Here is a 22,237-nt window from a genome sequence, read left to right as displayed (position 1 = left end):
TCGGGGAGGTGGACCGCCCGTCGGCCCGGAACTCATCGCCGGCCCCTTCAGGAAAGGGGCAGCGCCCTCACCCACGTCCCGTCCTCGGTCAGCTGCCGGTCCACCCGGAGCCCCGCCTCCCCCAGAGCCCGCTCGAACTGGTCCCCGGTCATGGGCCGGGCCCGGAAGGTCTGCGTCCAGACGGCGTCCGGGAACTCGTACTCCGCGCGCACCGAGTGGACTCCGTCGCCGACCGGCTCCGACGACACGATCCGCACGGTGAATCCGCTGGGGTCGACCCGCTCGCGCGGCAGGTCCGTGTGGTAGTCCGCCCCCTCTCTCTGGATCAGGACGCAGCCGCCCTCCGCGACATGGCGGACGCAGGTGCGCAGCAGTCCTCGCCGCACCTCGACATCCCCGGCGTGCACGAGGAACGACGCCAGCAGGACCACGTCGAAGCGCTCTCCCAGGTCGAGGTCCTCGATGGGGCTGCATATCGTGCGTGTCCCGCGCACGTGCTCCAGCATCTCGGCGGACTCGTCCACCGCGGTCACCGTGAACCCCCGGTCCAGCAGCGGGTGGGTCATGCGTCCCACGCCGCTGCCCAGCTCAAGGATGTGCGCCCCCTCGGGCACGGCGGCAGCGATGACGTCCGGCTCGGCTCCGGCGGGCAGCCGTGAATAGAGCTCGACCGCGCAGCCGTCCGGGGTGATGGCCCCGGGTCCCGTCCCCTGGTGTCCCTCTCGCATTTTCAGCTCCATGTCCGATCCAACGGACCGCCTCCGCACGCCCGTTCCCCTCACGAGTCGGTTCACCCGTCCGAGTGAACGTCCGGCCGCGCCCGAACCGCGGGCACCAGCGCCCGCGCCTGCCGGCGGAGGGGGACCGAGCGTCGGCGGAGCCGGACCGGTCGTCGGCGGAGCCGCCGTAGGTCAGAACGGGAGCCAGCCGTGCCTGACGTACCAGTGGCCGCCCGCCCGCAGATGGTCCCCGACCGCCCGCTCCACCGAGGTGCGCCGCGGCAGGTCGTCGACCGGCAGGGAGGGGTTCCCGAAGACGAAGCGCACGGGTTCCTCGTCGGCGGGCTCGGCGTCCGGCAGAGCCACCCGGAAGCGCTCCTGGAAGCGCAGGATGTTGGAGTCCGCGTCCAGGTGGTCCTTCAGCTGCGGGTCGAGGAGCCAGGAGTGGCACGTCGCGGCCCGGTACGGCTCCTCGGGGAAGTGCCGGCGGAAGAACCGCTGGGCGAGCGCGAGCGAGCGGTCGCAGGCGGCCGGTGTCAGTGGCCCGCGGAAGTCGGGGACGTGAAGGGCCAGACAGGGCTCGCCCGGCACCGCGTCCAGGCCGGCCGCCCTCAGCACCGGCGCCGTGCGCTCCCCGACCGTGGTCCTCTGGAACTGCAACCGCCCCAGCTGGTAGAGCTCGCCCCGGAAGTGGTGCACCAGCCACTGCGGGGCGCGTACCCCGCCGCTGCCGTACCTCCTGCGGTGGCTCGCCATGTTCCGTCCCAGGTCGGCGAGGGTGTGCCGGGCGACCTCCGCCGGCACGCCGCGCTCCCCGTGGTAGGCGCGGGTCCAGGGCAGCGCGGCGACGAAGACGTAGGCGGCGAAGTACCCGCCCAGCGCCTCCGGGGCCTCGGCCAGCCGCTCCCCGAACCGCCGCGCGCCCTCCGCGTCGCCCGTCACGACCCCGACGTCCCGTACCAGCTCCTCGACGCACTCCTCCAGCAGCCGTCCCGCCCCGGCATCGCGGGTGACCAGAGCGCGCCGTCCCACGAGCACGTTGATGTCCTCGTGCGGAACCGCCAGGTCGAGCAGCGCCTCGGGCAGGCCGTCGACATCCGGCAGCACGGGTCGGTCGGGTGTCCCGGATGACGCGGGTCGGTCCGGTAGCACAGCGCGTTTCCCCCTCGTCGGTCTCCCGCAGTACCTTTTCCACAGGAGCGATGATCGATGCGCACCGGGAGTGAACCGGCCACCGCGCGCAGTGCCCTGCGGGCGCGCTTCTGGCTGAGCCTGTGGGGGCTGACCTGGACCGTCTTCGGGACGGCCGCCTTCGCGATCGTCGGACGGCCCGGGTGGGCGCTCGCGTGCGGGGTGCTCTTTCTCGTCGCCGCGGTCGATCTCGCGGTGATCGTCCGGCACATCCGGCAGGGCCCGCACTACCAGCCGGGTCCTGACATCCCGCCGTACCGCCCGCCGAAGGGCTGACCCGGACCCGCCGCTCGCGTCGCGTCGGATCGGGTCAGGTCAGGTCAGGTCAGGTCAGGTCAGGTCGGCGAGGCTCCGGGAGGGCGCCCGGCCCCGTCACGAGTCGAACCGCGCCTGCTCCAGGTACTCCGGGTTCGGATCCAGCGCCGCCGCCAGCCGGAAATGGCGTCGGGCCTGGTCGGGGCATCCCCGGCGCTCGTAGGTGCGGGCGAGGGCGAAGTGCGCGAAGGCGTTGTCCGGCTCACGCTCGAGGACGATGGTGAACTCCAGCTCGGCCGGTCTCAGTTGCGCCGCCGCGAAGAAGGCACGCGCACGCAGCAACCGCGCGGCCGTGTTCTCCGGGTGCACGCCGATGACCCCGTCGAGCAGCTTGACCGCGCCCTGCGGGTCCCGGGCCGCGAGCAGTTGCTCGGCGGCACGGAAGTCGATGACATCCGTCTCCGGAGTACGTCCGGTCGAACCGCTGGTCTCGGGCACGGCAGCATCCTTCCCTCTCTTCACGGGATCAACGCCCGCGCGGGGACCGCTATTCCAGGAGCGGCAGGAGCTACAGGGAGCGAAAGGAGCTGCAGGAGCGATAGGGACGGCCGGGGCGGCTGGGACGTGCTCCGTGCGCGCCCGGGCGCTCAGCTCGACGCGTGCGCCGCGCGGGCCAGCTCGGCCCACACCTCACTCACGCGGGCGCGCAGCTCCTCCAGCGGTACGTCGTTGTCGATGACCACGTCCGCGATGTCCCGGCGCTGCTCGCGCGTCGCCTGCGCGGCCATGCGCGCGCGTGCGTCCTGCTCGGTCATGCCCCGCAGCCGGACCAGCCGGTCGAGCTGGGTGGCCGGGTCGGCGTCGACGACGATCACGACGTCGTACAGCGGCGCCAGGCCGTTCTCCGTGAGCAGGGGGACGTCGTGGACGACGACGGCGTCCTCGGTTGCCGCCTCTTCCAGGGCGCGTGAGCGGTCGCCGACCAGGGGGTGCACGATCGCGTTCAGCGCGGCCAGCTTCGCCGGGTCGGCGAACACGATCGAGCCGAGCTTCGGCCGGTCCAGGCTGCCGCCCTCGGTGAGGACGTCCTGGCCGAACGCCTCGACGACCGCGGCCAGCCCCGGGGTCCCCGGCGCCACGACCTCGCGCGCGATCCGGTCCGCGTCGATCAGTACGGCGCCGTGTTCGACGAGCAGCCGCGACACCTCGCTCTTGCCGGCGCCGATCCCGCCGGTCAGGCCCACCTTCAGCATGTGCGGAAGCTTAGGGCCTGCCGACGGCGGCCGTTCCGACAGGGCGGCCGGTGCGACAGGGCGGCCGGTGCGGTGCCCGGCCGGCGTCAGCCCTCGCCCTCCCGCTCCGCCAGGAAGCGTTCGAACTCGCGGCCGATCTCGTCCGCCGAAGGGATGTCGACGGGCTCGGCGAGCATGTTGCCCCGGGTCTCGGCGCCTGCGACGGCGTCGTACTGGTGCTCCAGGCCCTGGACGAGCGCGGTCAGTTCCTCGTCGCCCTCCTGGACCTGCCGGTCGATCTCCGTCTGCGTGCGGTGTGCCTCCGTCCGCAGGGAGTGCGCGATGCCCGGCAGGACCAGTCCCGTCGCCGCCGTGATGGCCTCCAGGACGGTCAGGGCGGCGTCCGGGTAGGGCGAGCGGGCGATGTAGTGCGGGACGTGCGCGGCGACGCCCAGGACCTCGTGGCCGGCCTGCATGAGCCGGTACTCCACGAGCGCCTCGGCGCTGCCGGGGACCTGGGCCTCCTCGAACGGACTGGGGTGGCCCGGCACGAGGTCGGTGCGGTTGCCGTGCGGGGTGACGCCGACCGGGCGGGTGTGCGGCACGCCCATCGGGATGCCGTGGAAGTTGACCGAGAGGCGGACGCCGAGGCGCTCGACGATCTGCCCGACGGCGGCGGCGAAGCGCTCCCACTCGACGTCCGGCTCGGGGCCGGACAGCAGCAGGAAGGGCGCGCCGGTCGCGTCCTGCACGACCCGCACCTCGATGGCGGGCTCCTCGTAGTCCGTCCAGGTGTCCCGCTTGAAGGTCAGCAGCGGGCGACGCGCCCGGTAGTCCACGAGCCGGTCGTGGTCGAAGCGGGCGACGAGCTGGTGGGGCAACGAGTCGAGCACCTGGTCGACGATCTGGTCGCCGGTCTCGCCCGCGTCGATGTATCCGTCGAAGTGGTAGAGCATGACCAGTCCGGCCGACTCCTGGGCGAGTGCCATGTCGACGACGGCCAAGCCCTTCGGCTCCCATGCGTACAAACCCTGCGGATCAAGCACAGTGTCCGCTCCCCTCCTCGTGTCCGTACCTCACAACGTCCGCGCGCGGGCGGGCATTCCCGGCAGGGAGCAGCGCCAGGATCTTGGCGGCGGCAGAGGGCCGGACCGGCGTCGCGGCATGGCACGGCCGAGGGGCCGCACCTCAAAGGTGCGGCCCCTCGGTCGACTACTGGGCCTCAGCGGCCCGCGATCAGCTCTGGCCGCCGGCCAGCTTCTCGCGCAGCGCGGCCAGCGCCTCGTCCGACGCGAGGGCGCCGGAGTTGTCGCCACCCTCGGAGGAGTACGAGCCGCCGCCGCCACCGCTGGAGGCGGCCGGAGCCGCACCCGGGGTGTCGACACCCTCGGCAGCGGCCTTCTCGTCCGCCTCGCGGGACTTGATGACCTGCGCCTGGTGCTGCTCGAAGCGCTGCTGCGCCTCGGCGTACTGGGTCTCCCACGCCTCGCGCTGAGTCTCGTAGCCCTCGAGCCAGTCGTTGGTCTCGGGGTCGAAGCCCTCGGGGTAGATGTAGTTGCCCTGGTCGTCGTAGGACGCGGCCATGCCGTACAGGGTCGGGTCGAACTCGACCGCCGACGGGTCGGCACCGAAGGACTCGTTGGCCTGCTTCAGCGAGAGGCTGATGCGACGGCGCTCGAGGTCGATGTCGATGACCTTGACGAAGATCTCGTCGTTGACCTGGACGACCTGCTCCGGGATCTCCACGTGGCGCTCGGCCAGCTCGGAGATGTGGACCAGACCCTCGATGCCCTCGTCCACGCGGACGAACGCACCGAACGGCACCAGCTTCGTGACCTTGCCGGGCACGACCTGGCCGATCTGGTGGGTGCGGGCGAACTGCTGCCACGGGTCTTCCTGGGTCGCCTTCAGCGACAGGGAGACGCGCTCGCGGTCCATGTCCACGTCGAGGACCTCGACGGTGACTTCCTGGCCGACCTCGACAACCTCGGAGGGGTGGTCGATGTGCTTCCAGGAGAGCTCGGAGACGTGGACCAGACCGTCGACGCCACCCAGGTCCACGAAGGCACCGAAGTTGACGATCGAGGAGACGACGCCGGAACGGACCTGACCCTTCTGGAGGGTGGTGAGGAACGTCTGGCGGACCTCGGACTGGGTCTGCTCCAGCCAGGCACGGCGGGACAGGACCACGTTGTTGCGGTTCTTGTCCAGCTCGATGATCTTGGCCTCGAGCTCCTTGCCCACGTAGGGCTGGAGGTCGCGGACGCGGCGCATCTCGACCAGGGAGGCCGGGAGGAAGCCACGGAGGCCGATGTCGAGGATGAGACCACCCTTGACGACCTCGATGACGGTACCGGTGACGATCCCGTCCTCTTCCTTGATCTTCTCGATGGTGCCCCAGGCCCGCTCGTACTGGGCGCGCTTCTTCGAGAGGATCAGGCGGCCTTCCTTGTCCTCCTTCTGGAGAACAAGGGCCTCGATCTCGTCACCGACGGCGACGACCTCGTTGGGGTCGACGTCGTGCTTGATCGAGAGCTCGCGGCTCGGGATCACACCTTCGGTCTTGTAACCGATGTCGAGCAGGACCTCGTCCCGGTCGACCTTCACGATGACGCCGTCGACGATGTCGCCGTCGTTGAAGTACTTGATCGTCTCGTCGATCGCGGCGAGGAAGGCTTCCTCGTTACCGATGTCGTTGACCGCTACCTGCGGGGTGGTGGCGGTGGTCTCGGTGCTGCTCGTCATGTGGGAAAGGGCTCCGGTACGGACATTGAAGTCGTAGGTACTGCTTACGCCGGGAGCCCGTTTCGCTCTGATGAAGCCGGACAGCCAAGGAAGCGTCACCGAAACCAGGGGTGACACCTCATGAACCGAGGGGACATACAACAGATGCGAGCGCGACCTGCTACGTCTGAGGTGCGCAGGCCCGCAGCGCAACTTGTAGCATACGGGGGCAGCCGGGCAGGGTCAATGCGCGAAGCCGCACACCCGGGGCGGATCCCCGCATACCCGGCACAAAAGCTGCCTCCGGGGCCACCCACACCCCTGATTGTCCCTCGCGCGACACGCGGGGCGGGCGGCACGGAAGAGCCCGCAGACTAGTACGAGGGAGCCGGTCATCCAAGAGCCCGTAACGTCCGAGGCCGAAACGGCGGAGCCCGAGGCCACCCGGCGTGCCGCCGGTGTCACGGAGAGCGCCCGCGCCAACCGTGGGTGGTGGGACCGCAATGCGGACGAGTACCAGACCGATCACGGCGCCTTCCTCGGGGACGACCGCTTCGTGTGGTGCCCCGAGGGCCTGGACGAGGTGGAGGCCGAGCTCCTCGGCCCGCCCGAGGAGCTGAAGGGCAAGGACGTCCTGGAGATCGGCGCCGGCGCCGCCCAGTGCTCACGCTGGCTGACCGCGCAGGGGGCCCGGCCCGTGGCCCTGGACCTCTCCCACCGCCAGCTCCAGCACGCGCTGCGCATCGGCTCGTCCTTCCCCCTGGTCTGCGCCGACGCGGCCGTGCTGCCCTTCGCGGACGGCTCGTTCGACCTGGCGTGCTCGGCGTACGGGGCGCTGCCCTTCGTAGCGGATCCCCGGCTGGTGCTGAGGGAGGTGCGGCGGGTGCTGCGTCCCGGGGGCCGTTTCGTCTTCTCGGTCACGCACCCGCTGCGCTGGGCGTTCCCGGACGAACCCGGCCCCGAGGGGCTCACGGTGTCCGCCTCCTACTTCGACCGCACGCCCTACGTCGAGCAGGACGACGACGGCCGCGCGGTGTACGTCGAGCACCACAGGACGCTCGGCGACCGTGTCCGGGACGTCGTGACGTCGGGATTCCGGCTGGTGGACCTGGTCGAGCCGGAGTGGCCGGACTGGAACACCTCCGAGTGGGGCGGCTGGTCACCGCTGCGCGGGCACCTGATCCCGGGGACGGCCGTCTTCGTGTGCGAGCGGGACTAGTCCGCGTCCGCTGTTCACCGCGCGCGTGGGGTGTGGTTCCGCGTTCAACGCGCGTGGGGGTGTGGTTGTGCCGCCGTACGACACTGGGGGTGTGATCCGTTACGACGCCCTGGACGCCCTGCCCGTACGCGGTGCCCTGCCCGCGCTGCACGACGCCCTGGAGGGGCACGGCACCGCGGTGCTGGTCGCGCCGCCCGGTACCGGCAAGACGACGCTGGTGCCGCTGGCGCTGGCAGGCCTGCTCGGCGAGGGCCCCGCGCGGCGCGTGGTGGTGGCCGAGCCCCGGCGGATCGCGGCACGGGCGGCGGCCCGGCGGATGGCCTGGCTGCTGGGCGAGAAGCCCGGCGCGAGCATCGGGTACAGCGTGCGCGGTGAGCGGGTCGTCGGGCGGCACACGCGCGTGGAGGTCGTGACGACCGGTGTCCTGTTGCAGCGGCTGCAACGCGATCAGGAGCTGGCCGGCGTGGACGTGGTGGTGCTCGACGAGTGCCACGAGCGGCATCTGGACGCGGACACGACGGCGGCGTTCCTGTGGGACGTGCGGCAGGCGCTCCGCCCCGAGCTGCGTCTGGTGGCCGCTTCGGCGACGACCGACGCGGCGGGCTGGGCCCGGCTGCTGGGCGGCGCGCCGGTCGTCGAGGCGGAGGGCGTGTCCCATCCCGTGGAGGTGGTGTGGGCGCCGCCGGCGCGGCCGGTACGGCCGCCGCACGGGATGCGGGTGGATCCGGCCCTGCTCACGCACGTGGCGTCGGTGACGCGGCGGGCGCTGGCCGAGCGGGACGGGGACGTGCTGTGCTTCCTGCCCGGCGTCGGGGAGATCGCCCGGGTGGCCGGGCAGCTGGGAGGCCTCGGTGACGTCGACGTGCTCCAGGTGCACGGGCGTGCGCCCGCGTCGGTGCAGGACGCGGTCCTGGCGCCCGGGGCGAGGCGCCGGGTGGTGCTGGCGACCTCGGTGGCCGAGTCGTCGCTGACGGTCCCGGGGGTGCGGGTGGTCGTGGACGCGGGGCTGGCGCGGGAGCCGCGGGTGGATCACGGACGCGGGCTGAGCGCCCTCACGACGGTGCGCGCCTCCCGCGCGGCGGCCCGGCAGCGGGCCGGACGGGCCGGACGTGAGGCGCCGGGCGCGGTGTACCGCTGCTGGGCGGAGGCGGAGGACGCCCGTCTGCCGCGCTTCCCGGCACCGGAGATCAAGGTGGCCGACCTGACGGCGTTCGCGCTCCAGGCGGCCTGCTGGGGCGATCCGGACGCCTCCGGGCTGGCGCTGCTCGATCCGCCGCCGGGCGGGGCGATGGCGGCGGCGCGGGAGGTGCTCGCCTCCATCGGGGCCGTGGACCGCGCGGGGCGGGCGACCGCACGCGGTCTGCGACTGGTCCGGCTGGGGCTCCACCCCCGGTTGGGGCGGGCCCTGCTCGATGCCGGGGGCGCGGGGGCGGCCGGTTCCGGGGCGTCCGACGCCGTGGCCGAGGTGGTGGCCCTGCTCAGCGAGGAGCCGCCGCGGGAGTACGGGGACGATCTGACGGCCGCGCTGCGGGCCGCCCGGCGTGGCGGGGACGGCTACGGGGCGCGGTGGCGGGCCGAGGCACGGCGGCTGCGTACGGCGGTGGAGGGGGCCGGCGGGCGGGCGCGGGACGTCGCGGACGACGCGCTCGCCGGGCTGGTCGCCGCGCTGGCCTTTCCCGAGCGGGTGGCGAGGAAGGACGGCGGCTCGTACCTGATGGTCTCCGGGACCCGGGCCGAGCTGCCGGAGGCGTCGGCGTTGCGCGGGGCGCCGTGGATCGCCGTCGCCGTGGCCGACCGGCCGGTGGGCAAGGGGCACGCGCGCGTGCAGCTCGGCGCGGCCGTGGACGAGACGACGGCCCGGCTGGCCGCGGGGGCCCTGCTGGAGGAGCGGGACGAGGTGCACTGGGGCGACGGCGACGTCGTGGCCCGGCGGGTCGAGCGGCTGGGAGCCGTGGAACTCACCGTCCGCCCCCTCGGCGACGCCGGCTCCGGCCTCGTACGGGACGCGCTGCTGGAGGGGCTGCGGCAGGAGGGGCTCGGGCTGCTGCGCTGGTCGGCCGACGCGCAGGTGCTCCGCGAGCGGCTCGCCTTCCTGCGGCGGCGGGTCGGCGCGCCCTGGCCGGACGTCTGTGACGAGGCACTGTACGCGCGCGTGGACGAGTGGCTGGAGCCGGAGCTGGGCCGGGCCCGGCGCCGCGCCGACCTGGCCCGCATCGACGCGGGGCAGGCGCTGGCACGGCTGCTGCCCTGGTCCTCGGGTGACGCGGCGCGGCTGGACGAGCTGGCCCCGGAGCGGATCGTGGTCCCCAGCGGGTCCCGGGTCCGGATCGACTACTCCGATCCCGGCCGGCCGGTCCTCGCGGTGAAGCTCCAGGAGATGTTCGGGCTCCAGCGTTCGCCGGAGGTGGCCGGGGTGCCGCTCCTCGTCCACCTCCTCTCCCCTGCCGGGCGGCCGGCGGCGGTCACGGCCGACCTGGCGTCCTTCTGGAAGGACGGTTACCGGGGCGTACGCGCGGAGCTGCGTGGCCGGTATCCGAAGCATCCGTGGCCCGAGGACCCGGCCACGGCCGAGCCGACGCGGCACACGAAGAGCCGCCTCGCGAAGTGAGCACCGAGGAACCGCCTGGCGGTGCGAGCCCCGAAGAGTCGCCCGCGCGGTGAACGTGGTGCGCCCCCACCGCCGTGACGGTGGGGGCGCCCTCGGTCCGTGCCTGTCGGACCCGTGGCTACGCCTCCGGCGCGGTCGACGGCTCCGTGGAGGGGGTGGGCGTGGTCCCGGGCGCCTCGGTGGACGGGTCCGGCGACGGTTCCGGCGCGGCCTCGGCCACCTTCAGCTGGACGTTGAGCGTGGCGCCGCCCGCGGTGGTGAGGCGGAGCATGAAGGTGCCGGTGGTGTCGTCCGCGTACAGCTTCGGCAGCTTCAGCAGGCCCTTGGCGTCGGTCTTCAGGCCGGTCAGGGTGCGGACGGTCCTGCCGTCGGCGTCCTTGAAGTAGGGGCCCTGGTCGCTCTCGGTGGGGTCGAGCACCGACTTGACGAGGGTGGCGGTGACGGCGACCTTGTCCGCGGCGGCGCCCTTGTGCGTGGCCTTCACCTCGACCTGGTCGGCGAACTCGCCGCCCGGCGTGCAGGTCAGCGCCGTGTCGCCGGTACGGGCGAGGGCGTCGGCGACGCGCTCGGTGACGGTGGCCCGGTAGTCGAGGCCGGCGACGGTCCGGCCGATGACGGTGGCACGGACGGTGAACGCGCCGGTCTTCTCCCCGGCCACCAGCGCGGGCGCGACGGCCACCCCGGAGGCGTTGGTGGTGACGGCGGCGACCTTCTCCCCGCCGGTGAAGGCGGCGTCGGTGTCGCCGAGGACGGTGAAGCGGATGCGCACCTTGCCGACGGACTGGCCGGCCTTGGTCTCGGCGCGGGCGCTGATCTTCTGGGCGAAGGTGTCGCCCGCGATCGCGGTGAGCCCCGTGGTGCCGGCGTTCTCCAGGTGGTGCACCGTGTCCGTGGGGGTCTCGGTCGTGGGCGGGGGCGGCGTCGGCTTCGGCGGCTTCGGCGGCGTGGGCGGCTTGGGGCTCGGCGAGCCGGGCGCGGTCTCGGGGGGCGTGTTCGGCCTGGTGGAGCCGGGCGCCGGCGTACCGGGGGCCTTGGGGCCGGTGGTGGCGCCGGAGCCGCCGGTGGACGGGCTGGGGCCGGGGTCGTCGCTGCGTCCCACGGGCAGGGTGCCGGTGCCGTCGGGGATCACGTGGGTCCCCTTGCGGTAGTGCTCCAGCCAGGACAGGACCGTGTGGAGGTAGTCCTGCGAGTTGTTGTAGCTGAGGATCGCGCGGTTGAGGTCGGCCTGGACGGACAGGTCCCAGCCGTTGCGGCACAGGTAGTGGCCGGCGGAGAGCGCGGCGTCGTAGATATTGTTGGGGTCGTCCTTGCCGTCGGCGTTGCCGTCGCGTCCCGCCCACGCCCACGTGGAGGGGATGAACTGCATGGGGCCGACGGCGTTGTCGTACCTGCTGTTGCCGTCGTGGACGCCGTTGTCGGTGTCCTTGATGAGCGCGAAGCCGTTGCCGTCGAGCTGCGGGCCGATGATCTTGCCGAGGGTGTTGCCCTGCGCGTCGACCTTGCCGCCGCGTGCCTGTCCCGACTCCACCTTGCCGATGGCGGCCAGCAGTTGCCAGGGCAGGTTGCAGCCCGGTTTGGCCCGGCGCAGTTCCGACTCGGCCTTCTTGTAGGCGTCGAGCACGGTGGCGGGAATGCCCGCCTCGGCCGGGCCGCGGGAGACGGGGGTGCCGATGGTGGGTGCGGGGCTCGGGCTGTTGAGCGGCGGAAGGTCCGTGTAGTACGGCGAGTTGCCGGTGGCGCTCTCCTGCGAGGAGGCGTCGGGCGTCGGCACCTTGTCGGCCGTGGTCTGTCTGCCGTGTGCGTCGGCCGTCACGTCGGGAGCCTGGGACGCGGACAGGGCCGCGACCACGACCGCCGCCACGGTGGTGGTGACCGCCGCCTTGCGGAGCCTCCTGTCGAAATGCGCCGCCATAGAGTGAACCCCTCCCGTGGACGCCCTCGCGTCGCTCTCCGTCGGTCTTCGGCCGTCGCGCCGGCCCGTCCTGCCCGTCCTACCCGCCCTGTTGTGACGATCGGTACGCGTCGATGGTTGCACCGCAACCTTCCACGTGCGGTGTCCGTCTGTTCGACCAGTACGGTGCCGCAGGCGACCCTACGACAACTTGCTTTGCACGGGCACCCATTCGTGCCCGATATTCACCAGTTGGCCATACGAGGAGTTCTGTTGCCCTTCACCCTCAGTCATGCGGTCGCCGTACTGCCCGCGGTGAGGAGCGACGGGACCGGCCGGGGCCGGCTGGTACCGGCCGTACTCGTGGCGGGATCTTTTTCGCCCGACATCACCTACTACGCGGCGAGTTTCGTGTCCGGGGCGATGGGGTTCGGGGACGTCACGCACTCCTTCCCGGGTGTCCTCACCGTCGACGTGGTCTTCGCCTGGGTCCTGGTGGGGGTGTGGCTGCTGCTCCGTGAACCGCTGGTGGCCCTGTTGCCGCGGGCCCGGCAGGGCCGTGCCGCCGCCCTGTCGCGCTGCGGGACGCCACGCGCGCGCGTGGACGCGCCCCTCGTCCTGCGGTGGTACGTGTCGGCCGTGCTGGGGGCGCTGACGCACGTGGTGTGGGACGCGTTCACGCATCTCGACCGCTGGGGGACGCGGGTGTTCCCGGTGCTCGGGCGGGAGATCGCGGGCTCGCCGCTCTACTGGTACCTCCAGTACGGCGGTTCCGCCGTGGCCGCCGTCGTCATCGCCGTGTTCCTGGTGCGGGCGCTGCGCCGGGCGCCCCGGGCCGAACCGCTGGGCGTCCCGGTCCTCTCGGCCGGGGACCGGTGGTGGGCCGCGGCGGTGCTCGGCGGGTGCGCCGTGGTCGGCGCGGTGCAGCGGGCGGTCCGCTGGTGGGCCTACTGGGGAGACGTGGCGAAACCCTGGGAGCTGATCCCGACGGTGTGCTTCGGAGCGGGCGCGGGGCTCGCCCCCGGGCTGCTGCTCTACGCCGTGGGGGTCAGGGTGTGGCGTCCGGCCCCGGTTCCCACCAGGCCGGGAGGCGCCGGTAGGGAGCCGGACCGCCGGGTCGCGCGCTGAGGCTGTCGGCGCCCGCGACGAACACGGTGAAGCTGCGGGCGGGCCGGGTCCGCGGCAGCAGGGTGAGGGCGAGCGCCAGGTAGCCGCGGGCGATGTCGGCCCACAGGTGCCGGACGAGCGGGCCGGCCGGGGGCGCGGGGGTCGCGTCGCGGCCGACGTGGTAGGTGAGCCTGCGGCGGAGGTCCGTCGCGGTACGGCGCAGGGCCGTCGCGAGGCCGGTGGGGGTGCGGCCGGTACTTGCGCCCGGCGCGAAGACGGGGACCGGGAGGAGTGGCACGCGGGCGGGTCGGTCGGTGCTTGCCCGTGCCGGTGTCGTCCGGTGGTGGAGCATGCGTATACCCATGCCCGCATCCTTACGGGAGACGGGGGCGGGGGGCGCTTTCGCGGGGGCCACCTGAGTGACGGCTCCTCGCGGAGCGGGGGCACGGGCGGGGACGGGCAGGTGTACGGACGGGGGCGGGTGGACCGGGCGGCACGGGACCGGAACCGGGCCGAGCCGCCCTGCGCCGTGCGGGCCGGTCCGAGATCGGACCGGCCCCGGACGCGGGCACAGCCACCCGATCGCCCACTCCGGGCCGACCGATCCCGTGGGACACCGCTTGCCGCAGCGCACGGGCCGGCCCGCACCCGCCGAGCACCGAGCAAGAACCGCCAGCCGCCCAGCCGCCCAGCCGCCCAGCCGCCCAGCCGCCCAGCCGCCGGAGGCTAGTGCGCTGCCGATTCCCAGTCCGGGCCCGAGCCGACCGAGACGCCCAGGGGGACACTCAGCCGCACCGCGTTCGCCATCTCGCGGCGGACCAGCTCCTCCGCCGCGGCGCGCTCGCCGGGAGCGATCTCCAGGACGATTTCGTCGTGGACCTGGAGCAGCATCCGGGAGGCGAGGCCGGCCTCGCGCAGCGCCTTGTCCACGTTGAGCATGGCGATCTTGACGATGTCGGCCGCCGTGCCCTGGATCGGGGCGTTCAGGGCCATCCGCTCGGCCGCCTCGCGGCGCTGGCGGTTGTCGCTGTTGAGGTCGGGCAGGTAGCGGCGGCGGCCGAAGAGCGTCGCCGTGTACCCCGTCGCCCGCGCCTCGTCGACGACCCGGCGCAGATAGTCCCGCACACCGCCGAACCGCTCGAAGTAGGCGTCCATCAGGCCGCGGGCCTCGGCCGCCTCGATGTTGAGCTGCTGGGAGAGGCCGAAGGCCGACAGACCGTACGCCAGGCCGTAGGACATGGCCTTGATCTTGCGGCGCATCTCCGCGTCCACCGCGGACTGCTCCACCGAGAAGACCTGCGCGGCGGCGGTGGTGTGCAGGTCCTCGCCGGAGGTGAACGCCTCGGTGAGGCCCTCGTCCTCGGAGAGGTGGGCCATCACCCGCAGCTCGATCTGGCTGTAGTCGGCCGTCATCAGCGACTCGAAGCCCTCGCCGACGACGAACCCGCGCCGGATCGCGCGGCCCTCGTCGGTACGGACCGGGATGTTCTGGAGGTTCGGGTCCGTGGACGAGAGGCGGCCGGTGGCGGCGACGGTCTGGTTGAACGTGGTGTGGATGCGGCCGTCGGCGGCGATCGTCTTGATCAGGCCTTCCACCGTGACGCGCAGCTTGGCCTGCTCCCGGTGGCGGAGCATGATCACCGGCAGTTCGTTGTCCGTCTGGGCCGCCAGCCAGGCCAGGGCGTCGGCGTCCGTGGTGTAGCCGGTCTTGGTCTTCTTGGTCTTCGGCAGGTTCAGCTCGCCGAAGAGGACTTCCTGGAGCTGCTTGGGCGAGCCGAGGTTGAACTCCCGGCCGGCCGCCGCGTGCGCCTCCTTCACCGCCTGCTGCACGGCGCCCGCGAACATCTGCTCCATCGCCTGGAGGTGCTCGCGGTCGGCCGCGATGCCGTGCCGCTCCATACGGGCCAGCAGCGCGGATGTGGGCAGCTCCATGTCGCGCAGCAGGTCCGCGGCGCCGACGTCCGCAAGGCGGCCCTCGAAGGCCTCGCCCAGGTCGAGGATGGCGCGGGCCTGCACCATGAGCGCCTCGGCCTCGGCACCGTCGTCCGCGCCGAAGGCCAGCTGGCCGTCGGCCGCGGCGGCGGGGGCCAGCTCGCGGTGCAGGTACTCCAGGGACAGCGCGTCCAGGTCGAAGGAGCGTCGGCCCGGCTTGACCAGGTACGCGGCGAGCGCGGTGTCCATGCCGACGCCGGCGACGGTCCAGCCGTGCTCGGCGAAGACACGCATGGCGCCCTTGGCGTTGTGCAGGACCTTCGGTCGGTCGGCGTCGGACAGCCAGGCCGTGAACGCCGTCTCGTCGGCCTCGTCCAGCTCGGTCGGGTCGAACCAGGCGGCCGGCCCGCCGGCCGCGGCGAGCGCCACCTCGGCGACCGAGCCGGTGCCCAGCGCCCAGGTGTCGACCGTCGCGACACCGAGGGTCCCCGTGCCGTGCTCGGCGAGCCAGCCGGCCACCTCGCCCGTGCCCAGCACCGTGCCGTCCAGCTCCACGCCGTCGGCGACGACCGGGGCGGCCTCGGCCTCCTCGGCGCCGGGGTCGACGGCGTTGAGCCGCTCCCGCAGCGACGGGTTGCGGATCTCCAGGGTGTCCAGGATCATCGCGACGCCCTTGCGGTCGTACGCCGTGCGCTCCAGGTCGGTGACCGTCTTCGGCAGCTCGACGCGGCGCTCCAGCTCGGTGAGGCGGCGGTTGAGCTTGACCGACTCCAGGTGGTCGCGCAGGTTCTGCCCGGCCTTGCCCTTGACCTCGTCGACGCGCTCGACCAGCTCGGCGAAGGACCCGAACTGGTTGATCCACTTCGCGGCCGTCTTCTCGCCGACGCCCGGGATGCCGGGAAGGTTGTCGGACGGGTCGCCGCGCAGCGCCGCGAAGTCGGGGTACTGGGCGGGCGTCAGGCCGTACTTCTCGAAGACCTTCTCCGGCGTGAAGCGGGTCAGCTCGGAGACGCCCTTCGTCGGGTAGAGGACGGTGGTGCGGTCGCTGACCAGCTGGAAGGAGTCCCGGTCGCCGGTGACGATCAGCACGTCGAAGCCCTCGGCCTCGGCCTGGGTGGCGAGCGTGGCGATGACGTCGTCGGCCTCGAAGCCCTCGACGGCGAAGCGCTGCACGTGCATGGCGTCGAGCAGCTCGCCGATCAGCTCGACCTGGCCCCGGAACTCGTCCGGGGTCTTGGAGCGGTTCGCCTTGTACTCGGTGAACTCCTCCGAGCGCCAGGTCTTGCGGGAGACGTCGAACGCCACCGCGAAGTGCGTGGGAGCCTCGTCACGCAGCGTGTTGGCCAGCATGGACGCGAAGCCGTAGATCGCGTTGGTCGGCTGGCCCGTCGCGGTCGTGAAGTTCTCCGCGGGCAGCGCGAAGAACGCGCGGTACGCCAGTGAGTGCCCGTCCATGAGCATCAGGCGCGGACGGCCGCCGGAGGTGTTGTCGGTCTTCTTCGCTGCTGTCTCTGCCACGTCCCCGATCCTGCCACGGACCACCGACACTCGGCCCCGCGCTCGCCGGTGGCACGGACCCGGCGCCGCCCCACGGCGACCCCGCGCCCCGGCCCGCCCGGCCTGCCTGGCTGTCGGTGGGCCGTGCGAGGATCGGAGACGTACCTCACACGTGTACGCGAAGGAGCGCGCGATGGCCACCAAGCCGCCCAAGGGTGATCCGGTTCAGGACGCGCCGCGGATCACGGAGCCGCAGCACGCGGCGGCGGGCATCCCGGCCATCGGCCACACCCTGCGCATGGCACAGCGGCAGATGGGCGTGAAGCGGACCGCGCTGACGCTGCTGAGCGTCAACCAGAAGGACGGCTTCGACTGCCCGGGCTGCGCCTGGCCGGAGCCGGACCACCGGCACAAGGCGGAGTTCTGCGAGAACGGCGCCAAGGCCGTGGCGGAGGAGGCCACCCTGCGCCGGGTCACCCCGGAGTTCTTCGCCGCGCACTCCGTCGCCGACCTCGCCACCCGCAGCGGCTACTGGCTGGGGCAGCAGGGGCGGCTCACCCACCCCGTGTACCTGCCGGAGGGCGGCGAGCACTACGAACCGGTCACCTGGGAGCGGGCGTTCGACATCGTGGCCGAGGAGATCGCCGCGCTGGACTCGCCCGACGAGGCGGTCTTCTACACGTCCGGGCGCACCAGCAACGAGGCGGCGTTCCTCTACCAGCTCTTCGCGCGGGAGCTCGGCACCAACAACCTGCCGGACTGCTCCAACATGTGCCACGAGTCGTCCGGCTCGGCCCTGTCGGAGACCATCGGCATCGGCAAGGGCAGCGTCCTCCTCGACGACCTGTACCAGGCCGATCTGATCGTCGTGGCCGGTCAGAACCCGGGCACCAACCACCCGCGCATGCTCTCCGCCCTGGAGCGGGCCAAGGCGAACGGCGCGAAGATCATCAGTGTCAATCCGCTGCCCGAGGCCGGCCTGGAGCGCTTCAAGAACCCCCAGACCCCCAGGGGACTCACCGCGGGCGCCGCGCTCACCGACCTGTTCCTGCAGATCCGCATCGGCGGCGACCAGGCCCTGTTCCGGCTCCTCAACAAGCTGATCCTCGACACCGAGGGCGCCGTCGACGAGGCGTTCGTCGAGGAACACACCCACGGCTTCGAGCAGTTCGCCGAGGCCGCCCGCGCCGCCGACTGGGACGAGACCCTCGCGGCGACCGGCCTCACGCGCGCGGAGATCGAGGAAGCGCTGCGCATGGTGCTCGCGTCGAAGCGCACCATCGTGTGCTGGGCGATGGGCCTGACCCAGCACAAGCACTCCGTGCCGACCATCCGCGAGGTCGTGAACTTCCTCCTCCTGCGCGGCAACATCGGCCGTCCGGGCGCGGGCGTCTGCCCGGTGCGCGGTCACTCCAACGTGCAGGGCGACCGCACGATGGGCATCTTCGAGCGCCCGGCGCCCGCGTTCCTGGACGCCCTGGAGAAGGAGTTCGGCTTCGCACCGCCGCGCGCCCACGGTTACGACGTCGTACGGGCCATCCGCGCGCTGCGCGACGGGGAGGCGAAGGTCTTCTTCGCCATGGGCGGCAACTTCGTCTCCGCCTCCCCCGACACGGAGGTCACCGAGGCGGCCATGCGGCGCGCCCGTCTCACCGTGCACGTGTCGACGAAGCTGAACCGCTCGCACGCCGTCACGGGTGCGCGCGCCCTGGTCCTGCCGACCCTCGGCCGCACCGAACGCGACCTCCAGGGCGGCGGCGAGCAGTTCGTCACCGTCGAGGACTCCATGGGCATGGTGCACGCCTCCCGCGGTCGGCTGGAGCCCGCGAGCAGGCACCTGCTGTCCGAGCCGGCGATCGTGTGCCGGCTGGCGCGCCGCGTGCTGGGCGGGAGCAGTGCCACGCCCTGGGAGGAGTTCGAGAAGGACTACGCGACCATCCGGGACCGCATCGGGCGCGTGATCCCCGGCTTCGAGGACTTCAACGCGCGCGTGGCCGACCCCGCGGGCTTCGCCCTCCCGCACGCCCCGCGCGACGAGCGCCGCTTCCCGACGGCCACCGGCAAGGCCAACTTCACGGCCGCACCGGTCGAGTACCCCGAGCTGCCCGAGGGCCGGCTGCTGCTCCAGACGCTGCGTTCGCACGACCAGTACAACACCACGATCTACGGCCTGGACGACCGCTACCGGGGGATCAGGAACGGCCGACGGGTCGTCCTGGTCAACCCGGAGGACGCCGGCCGGCTGGAGCTCCGGGACGGCGCGTACGTCGACCTGGTCGGCGAGTGGAAGGACGGGGTGGAGCGGCGCGCCCCCGGCTTCCGGGTCGTGCACTACCCGACGGCACGGGGCTGTGCGGCGGCGTACTACCCGGAGACCAACGTCCTGGTGCCGCTGGACGCCACCGCGGACACCAGCAACACCCCGGCCAGCAAGTCCGTGATCGTCCGTCTGGAACAATCGGCAACCGACTGAGCGTTTGCTCAGTCGTGCCGGCGGCCCTCGACGGCCGGGCGGCGGACCTTACAGACGGAGCGACGAAACGGAGCCGGGCATGGGCGAGCAGCAGCAGGTGCAGTTCCCGCAGGAGGTCATCGACGAGTACGCCGCGCTCGGCGTCGACCTGCCCGCCCTCTTCTCCGCCGGGCACCTCGGCACGCGCATGGGCGTCCAGATCCTGGAGGCGTCGGCGGACCGGGTCGTCGGCACCATGCCGGTGGAGGGCAACACCCAGCCGTACGGGCTGCTGCACGGCGGCGCTTCGGCGGTGCTGGCCGAGACCCTCGGCTCGGTCGGCTCGATGCTGCACGGCGGCAGCTCCAAGATCGCCGTCGGCGTCGACCTGAACTGCACCCACCACCGCGGGGCCCGCTCCGGCCTCGTCACCGGCGTGGCCACGCCGGTGCACCGGGGCCGGTCGACGGCGACGTACGAGATCGTGATCAGCGACGAGCAGGACCGACGGGTGTGCACCGCCCGCCTGACGTGCATGCTGCGGGACCTGAAGCCGGGCGACGGCGAGCGGGCCGGCACGGCGGGCTGAGCGGACGTCCGGGCGGCGCGGGGGCGGCCACGGCATTGCTCCGGGGCCGCCGCGCGCCCTAACTTCGGAGCATGGGACGGGGAGGGGCCTCCCGGACGGGGCCGACTCGGCGTTTCCGGTTCGCACCCGGGCTGCTCACGCTCGCCCTGACCCTGCCGCTCTTCGCCGCTGCGGCCGGCTGCGCGGGCCCCGGTGAGGAGACGGGCGCTACCGGCGTCCCCGCTCCGGCGTCCGCGTCCCGGACCGGGCGACCGCCGCTCACCGGTGCGCAGTTGTGCACGAGCGCCGTCGGCTACTGGGCACGCGAGATGCTGGCCGGCGCGACCCCGTACGGGGACTACCAGTCGATGGGTCTGTCCGACCGGCAGTACGACATCCTGCGGGAGGTCGTGGACGCCGCGCGGGCCACGAAGCGGGCCCAAGGACCGCGAGCGGCACACGAACTGATCGGCCGTCAGGTAAATCGGGAATGCGCCCGCCACTACCGCGACGGTGGCCCGACCGAGGGCCCGTGGCGGTGAGCGGCACCGGCCCCGTCGAGCCGGGCGAGGGCACCCACGACCGGACCGCCCCGGACGCCCTCCGTTCGACCCCCCGCCGGCGCGGGCGGCCGGCCCGGTACTACGGCCGCCACCGCCGGGCGGTCCTCGCGACCACGGCGGCCGTCACGGTCCTGACCGGGGGCGGCTACCTGTACACCACCCGCCCGCAGCCGCCACCCGCCCCTCCGCCCCCGCACCCCTCCCAGGTGGTCGACGTCGACTACCTGGACGCGGTGCCCGGCCCGCGCGACGCCTTCCGTTTCGCGGTGCGGCTGAGCGTGCGGTCCGGCCCACCCGTCACCGTGACGCGGCTCGACCAGCCCTACGACGGCATCGCGATGACGGCGTCGCCCGCCGCGCCTTTCCGTACAAAGGCGCATTCCGCCCGCAAGATCATCGTCACGCTGCGCGTGACGGATTGCGCAAAAGCACCGCGGAACCTCGCGCTCCCTTTTCTGCTTGTAACGCTGCGTAATACGCGCGCAATACAAGCCCACAGCTACATCCTGGGGACGCACTATGCACGGGACCTCTCCCACGCCCTGCAAGTCGCCTGCAGCAACGATTCCGGGTAATTAGCAAAACGCCCCAGACACCTGAACTTCGGCGGCCGGTCCTGCGGGTTCTCAGCATGCGGACAGGGCGAATCGGCCTGAATTCCGCCCTTCTTCCCAGCCAGTACCGCTCTGCATTACCCCGTGTCATAACAAGAGCGTCACAGCATGTGTCAGACCCTCCTCCACGTTCCCCACACACGCTTAGAGTCACGGCCAGTCACCGCGCCATCCGATTGTCACTTCGGCCCAGCGCTCGACTCGGCCGCCTCCACGGGGATGCGGCTGTGCCAGGGAAAGGACTGATCGTGCGTCAACGTTCGCTCATCGCCATCACCGCCGCTCTGGCGGCGGGAGCGCTCACCCTCACCGCCTGCGGCTCGCGCGACGACGACGGCGGCTCGGACTCCGGCAACGGCGGCGGCGGTGGCACCACCGTCGTCATTGGCGTCGACGCCCCGCTGACCGGCGACCTGTCCGCGCTGGGCCTCGGCATCAAGAACTCGGTGGACCTCGCCGCCAAGACGGCCAACAAGGACAACTACGTCGACGGCGTCGAGTTCGAGATACAGGCCCTCGACGACCAGGGCCAGCCCTCCGTCGGCCAGCAGAACGCCACCAAGCTCGTCGCCAACGACGACGTGCTCGGCGTGGTCGGCCCGCTGAACTCCTCGGTCGGCGAGTCCATGCAGAAGGTCTTCGACACCGCGAAGCTGGTCGAGGTCTCCCCCGCCAACACCAACCCCGCCCTCACCCAGGGCGTGGACTGGCAGAAGGAGAAGGTCCGGCCGTACAAGTCGTACTTCCGCACCGCGACCACGGACGCCATCCAGGGCCCGTTCGCCGCGCAGTACGTCTTCAACGACTCGAAGAAGAAGAAGGTCTTCGTCATCGACGACAAGAAGACCTACGGCGCCGGTCTGGCCGCCACCTTCACCGACGAGTTCAAGAAGCTCGGCGGCAAGGTCGTCGGCACCGAGCACATCAACCCGGACACCAAGGACTTCAACGCGGTCGCCACCAAGGTCAAGAACTCGGGCGCCGACGTCGTCTACTACGGCGGCGAGTACCCGCAGGCCGGCCCGCTCAGCAAGCAGATCAAGGCCGCCGGCGCGAAGATCCCGGTGGTCGGCGGTGACGGCATTTACAGCGCCGACTTCATCAAGCTCGCCGGCGCCAGCGGCACCGGCGACCTCGCCACCTCCGTCGGCGCCCCGGTCGAGGAACTCCCCTCCGCCAAGGAGTTCGTCGCCAACTACAAGGCCGGGGGCTACAAGGAGGCCTACGAGGCGTACGGCGGCTACTCCTACGACTCCGCCTGGGCGATCATCGAGGCCGTGAAGAAGGTCGTCGAGGACAACGACGGCAAGCTTCCGGACGACGCCCGCGCCAAGGTCGTGGACGCCATGCAGAACGTCTCCTTCGACGGTGTGACCGGCAAGGTCTCCTTCGACGAGTTCGGTGACGCGACCAACAAGCAGCTCACCGTGTACGCCGTCGAGAACGGTGCCTGGAAGTCGGTGAAGTCCGGCACCTACACCGGCTGACCCACCGCACGCACCACTGATCACGTGATCACGAGCCGCGGGGGGGGGGGGGGGGCCCGGCCCCCCCCCCGCCCCCCCCCCCCCCCCCCCCCCGGGGTTCGCCCCCACCGCCCGGGGCAATCGGGGGTAGAACATCAGCCGCCCCAGGGGGACGGCCCCCGACAGGGGTACCCGTTAG

The 22,237-nt window shown here is 72.5% G+C and carries 18 protein-coding genes; 9 read left to right on the top strand and 9 right to left on the bottom strand.

Features of this window, described 5'->3' with window-relative positions; all coding sequences use genetic code 11:
- Positions 1 to 47: 47 nt before the first annotated feature.
- Together ACGF5T_RS20655 and ACGF5T_RS20650 are read right to left on the bottom strand one after the other, a co-directional pair.
- Complete coding sequence (locus ACGF5T_RS20655) at positions 48 to 728, bottom strand: class I SAM-dependent methyltransferase (protein ID WP_361016836.1); 681 nt, start codon at positions 726 to 728, stop codon at positions 48 to 50.
- A 183-nt stretch (positions 729 to 911) separates the two neighbouring features.
- Complete coding sequence (locus ACGF5T_RS20650; protein ID WP_366766213.1) at positions 912 to 1,826, bottom strand: acyltransferase domain-containing protein; 915 nt, start codon at positions 1,824 to 1,826, stop codon at positions 912 to 914.
- 102 nt (positions 1,827 to 1,928) lie between these two features.
- Here ACGF5T_RS20650 and ACGF5T_RS20645 point away from each other — a divergent pair, with 102 nt between their 5' ends.
- Positions 1,929 to 2,186 (top strand): DUF6343 family protein, encoded by a 258-nt coding sequence (locus tag ACGF5T_RS20645; protein ID WP_366766212.1) that lies wholly within the window; start codon positions 1,929 to 1,931, stop codon positions 2,184 to 2,186.
- A 96-nt stretch (positions 2,187 to 2,282) separates the two neighbouring features.
- Here ACGF5T_RS20645 and ACGF5T_RS20640 read toward each other — a convergent pair whose 3' ends face one another.
- From ACGF5T_RS20640 to rpsA, 4 genes are all read right to left on the bottom strand, one after another.
- A complete protein-coding gene (locus ACGF5T_RS20640; RefSeq protein ID WP_356607970.1) occupies positions 2,283 to 2,663 on the bottom strand; it encodes a tetratricopeptide repeat protein in 381 nt (126 codons plus the stop codon).
- A gap of 149 nt (positions 2,664 to 2,812) precedes the next feature.
- Positions 2,813 to 3,418 (bottom strand): dephospho-CoA kinase, encoded by a 606-nt coding sequence (coaE, locus tag ACGF5T_RS20635; RefSeq protein ID WP_366766210.1) that lies wholly within the window; start codon positions 3,416 to 3,418, stop codon positions 2,813 to 2,815.
- Positions 3,419 to 3,504: 86 nt separating this feature from the next.
- The gene (locus ACGF5T_RS20630; protein ID WP_356607974.1) at positions 3,505 to 4,443 is read right to left on the bottom strand and encodes a PAC2 family protein; all 939 of its coding nucleotides are present in this window, start codon (positions 4,441 to 4,443) and stop codon (positions 3,505 to 3,507) included.
- A 190-nt stretch (positions 4,444 to 4,633) separates the two neighbouring features.
- Positions 4,634 to 6,142: a 30S ribosomal protein S1 gene (gene rpsA / locus ACGF5T_RS20625; protein WP_356607976.1), complete on the bottom strand. Its 1,509-nt coding sequence runs from the start codon at positions 6,140 to 6,142 to the stop codon at positions 4,634 to 4,636.
- A 304-nt stretch (positions 6,143 to 6,446) separates the two neighbouring features.
- Between rpsA and ACGF5T_RS20620 the strand changes: the two genes are divergently transcribed.
- Positions 6,447 to 7,340 (top strand): class I SAM-dependent methyltransferase, encoded by an 894-nt coding sequence (locus tag ACGF5T_RS20620; RefSeq protein WP_366766209.1) that lies wholly within the window; start codon positions 6,447 to 6,449, stop codon positions 7,338 to 7,340.
- Between the two features lie 91 nt (positions 7,341 to 7,431).
- On the top strand, positions 7,432 to 9,948 hold the full coding sequence (gene hrpB, locus ACGF5T_RS20615; RefSeq protein ID WP_366766208.1) for an ATP-dependent helicase HrpB: 2,517 nt from the start codon (positions 7,432 to 7,434) through the stop codon (positions 9,946 to 9,948).
- Positions 9,949 to 10,066: 118 nt separating this feature from the next.
- Here hrpB and ACGF5T_RS20610 read toward each other — a convergent pair whose 3' ends face one another.
- On the bottom strand, positions 10,067 to 11,860 hold the full coding sequence (locus tag ACGF5T_RS20610) for a lytic transglycosylase domain-containing protein (protein ID WP_366766207.1): 1,794 nt from the start codon (positions 11,858 to 11,860) through the stop codon (positions 10,067 to 10,069).
- Positions 11,861 to 12,112: 252 nt separating this feature from the next.
- On the opposite strand from ACGF5T_RS20610, the gene ACGF5T_RS20605 reads away from it, so the two are divergent.
- On the top strand, positions 12,113 to 12,967 hold the full coding sequence (locus ACGF5T_RS20605) for a DUF4184 family protein (protein WP_366766206.1): 855 nt from the start codon (positions 12,113 to 12,115) through the stop codon (positions 12,965 to 12,967).
- Here ACGF5T_RS20605 and ACGF5T_RS20600 read toward each other — a convergent pair.
- Both ACGF5T_RS20600 and polA read right to left on the bottom strand, forming a co-directional pair.
- The gene (locus ACGF5T_RS20600; protein WP_366766205.1) at positions 12,888 to 13,310 is read right to left on the bottom strand and encodes a hypothetical protein; all 423 of its coding nucleotides are present in this window, start codon (positions 13,308 to 13,310) and stop codon (positions 12,888 to 12,890) included. The genes ACGF5T_RS20605 and ACGF5T_RS20600 overlap by 80 nt on opposite strands.
- A 362-nt stretch (positions 13,311 to 13,672) precedes the next feature.
- A complete protein-coding gene (gene polA, locus ACGF5T_RS20595) occupies positions 13,673 to 16,396 on the bottom strand; it encodes a DNA polymerase I (protein ID WP_356607986.1) in 2,724 nt (907 codons plus the stop codon).
- A gap of 172 nt (positions 16,397 to 16,568) precedes the next feature.
- On the opposite strand from polA, the gene ACGF5T_RS20590 reads away from it, so the two are divergent.
- The 5 genes from ACGF5T_RS20590 to ACGF5T_RS20570 all read left to right on the top strand — a co-directional run bounded on the left by ACGF5T_RS20590 (position 16,569) and on the right by ACGF5T_RS20570 (position 22,059).
- Positions 16,569 to 18,848 (top strand): FdhF/YdeP family oxidoreductase, encoded by a 2,280-nt coding sequence (locus tag ACGF5T_RS20590; protein WP_366766204.1) that lies wholly within the window; start codon positions 16,569 to 16,571, stop codon positions 18,846 to 18,848.
- A gap of 79 nt (positions 18,849 to 18,927) precedes the next feature.
- Positions 18,928 to 19,416, top strand: a complete 489-nt coding sequence (locus ACGF5T_RS20585) for a hotdog fold thioesterase (protein ID WP_361016862.1) — start codon at positions 18,928 to 18,930, stop codon at positions 19,414 to 19,416.
- Between the two features lie 71 nt (positions 19,417 to 19,487).
- Entirely contained in the window at positions 19,488 to 19,937 is a 450-nt protein-coding gene (locus ACGF5T_RS20580; protein WP_366766202.1) for a hypothetical protein, read from the top strand.
- On the top strand, positions 19,934 to 20,533 hold the full coding sequence (locus ACGF5T_RS20575) for a Tat pathway signal sequence domain protein (protein ID WP_366766201.1): 600 nt from the start codon (positions 19,934 to 19,936) through the stop codon (positions 20,531 to 20,533). Before ACGF5T_RS20580 ends, ACGF5T_RS20575 begins: the two co-directional genes overlap by 4 nt.
- A 287-nt stretch (positions 20,534 to 20,820) precedes the next feature.
- Complete coding sequence (locus ACGF5T_RS20570; protein WP_366766200.1) at positions 20,821 to 22,059, top strand: branched-chain amino acid ABC transporter substrate-binding protein; 1,239 nt, start codon at positions 20,821 to 20,823, stop codon at positions 22,057 to 22,059.
- The last annotated feature ends 178 nt before the right edge of the window (positions 22,060 to 22,237 follow it).

The organism is Streptomyces sp. NPDC047853, from assembly GCF_043204535.1.
Lineage (GTDB): Bacteria > Actinomycetota > Actinomycetes > Streptomycetales > Streptomycetaceae > Streptomyces.
The sequence above is the reverse complement of the archived record's forward strand: the minus strand, read 5'-3'. Positions and strand labels throughout refer to the sequence as shown.

Coding starts and splice junctions, on each gene's coding strand:
- ACGF5T_RS20610 (WP_366766207.1), bottom strand. CDS start 11,860: ATGGCGGCGCATTTCGACAGGAGGCTCCGCAAGGCGGCGGTCACCACC.
- ACGF5T_RS20585 (WP_361016862.1), top strand. CDS start 18,928: ATGGGCGAGCAGCAGCAGGTGCAGTTCCCGCAGGAGGTCATCGACGAG.
- ACGF5T_RS20655 (WP_361016836.1), bottom strand. CDS start 728: ATGCGAGAGGGACACCAGGGGACGGGACCCGGGGCCATCACCCCGGAC.
- ACGF5T_RS20590 (WP_366766204.1), top strand. CDS start 16,569: ATGGCCACCAAGCCGCCCAAGGGTGATCCGGTTCAGGACGCGCCGCGG.
- coaE (WP_366766210.1), bottom strand. CDS start 3,418: ATGCTGAAGGTGGGCCTGACCGGCGGGATCGGCGCCGGCAAGAGCGAG.
- rpsA (WP_356607976.1), bottom strand. CDS start 6,142: ATGACGAGCAGCACCGAGACCACCGCCACCACCCCGCAGGTAGCGGTC.
- ACGF5T_RS20580 (WP_366766202.1), top strand. CDS start 19,488: ATGGGACGGGGAGGGGCCTCCCGGACGGGGCCGACTCGGCGTTTCCGG.
- ACGF5T_RS20600 (WP_366766205.1), bottom strand. CDS start 13,310: ATGGGTATACGCATGCTCCACCACCGGACGACACCGGCACGGGCAAGC.
- ACGF5T_RS20645 (WP_366766212.1), top strand. CDS start 1,929: ATGCGCACCGGGAGTGAACCGGCCACCGCGCGCAGTGCCCTGCGGGCG.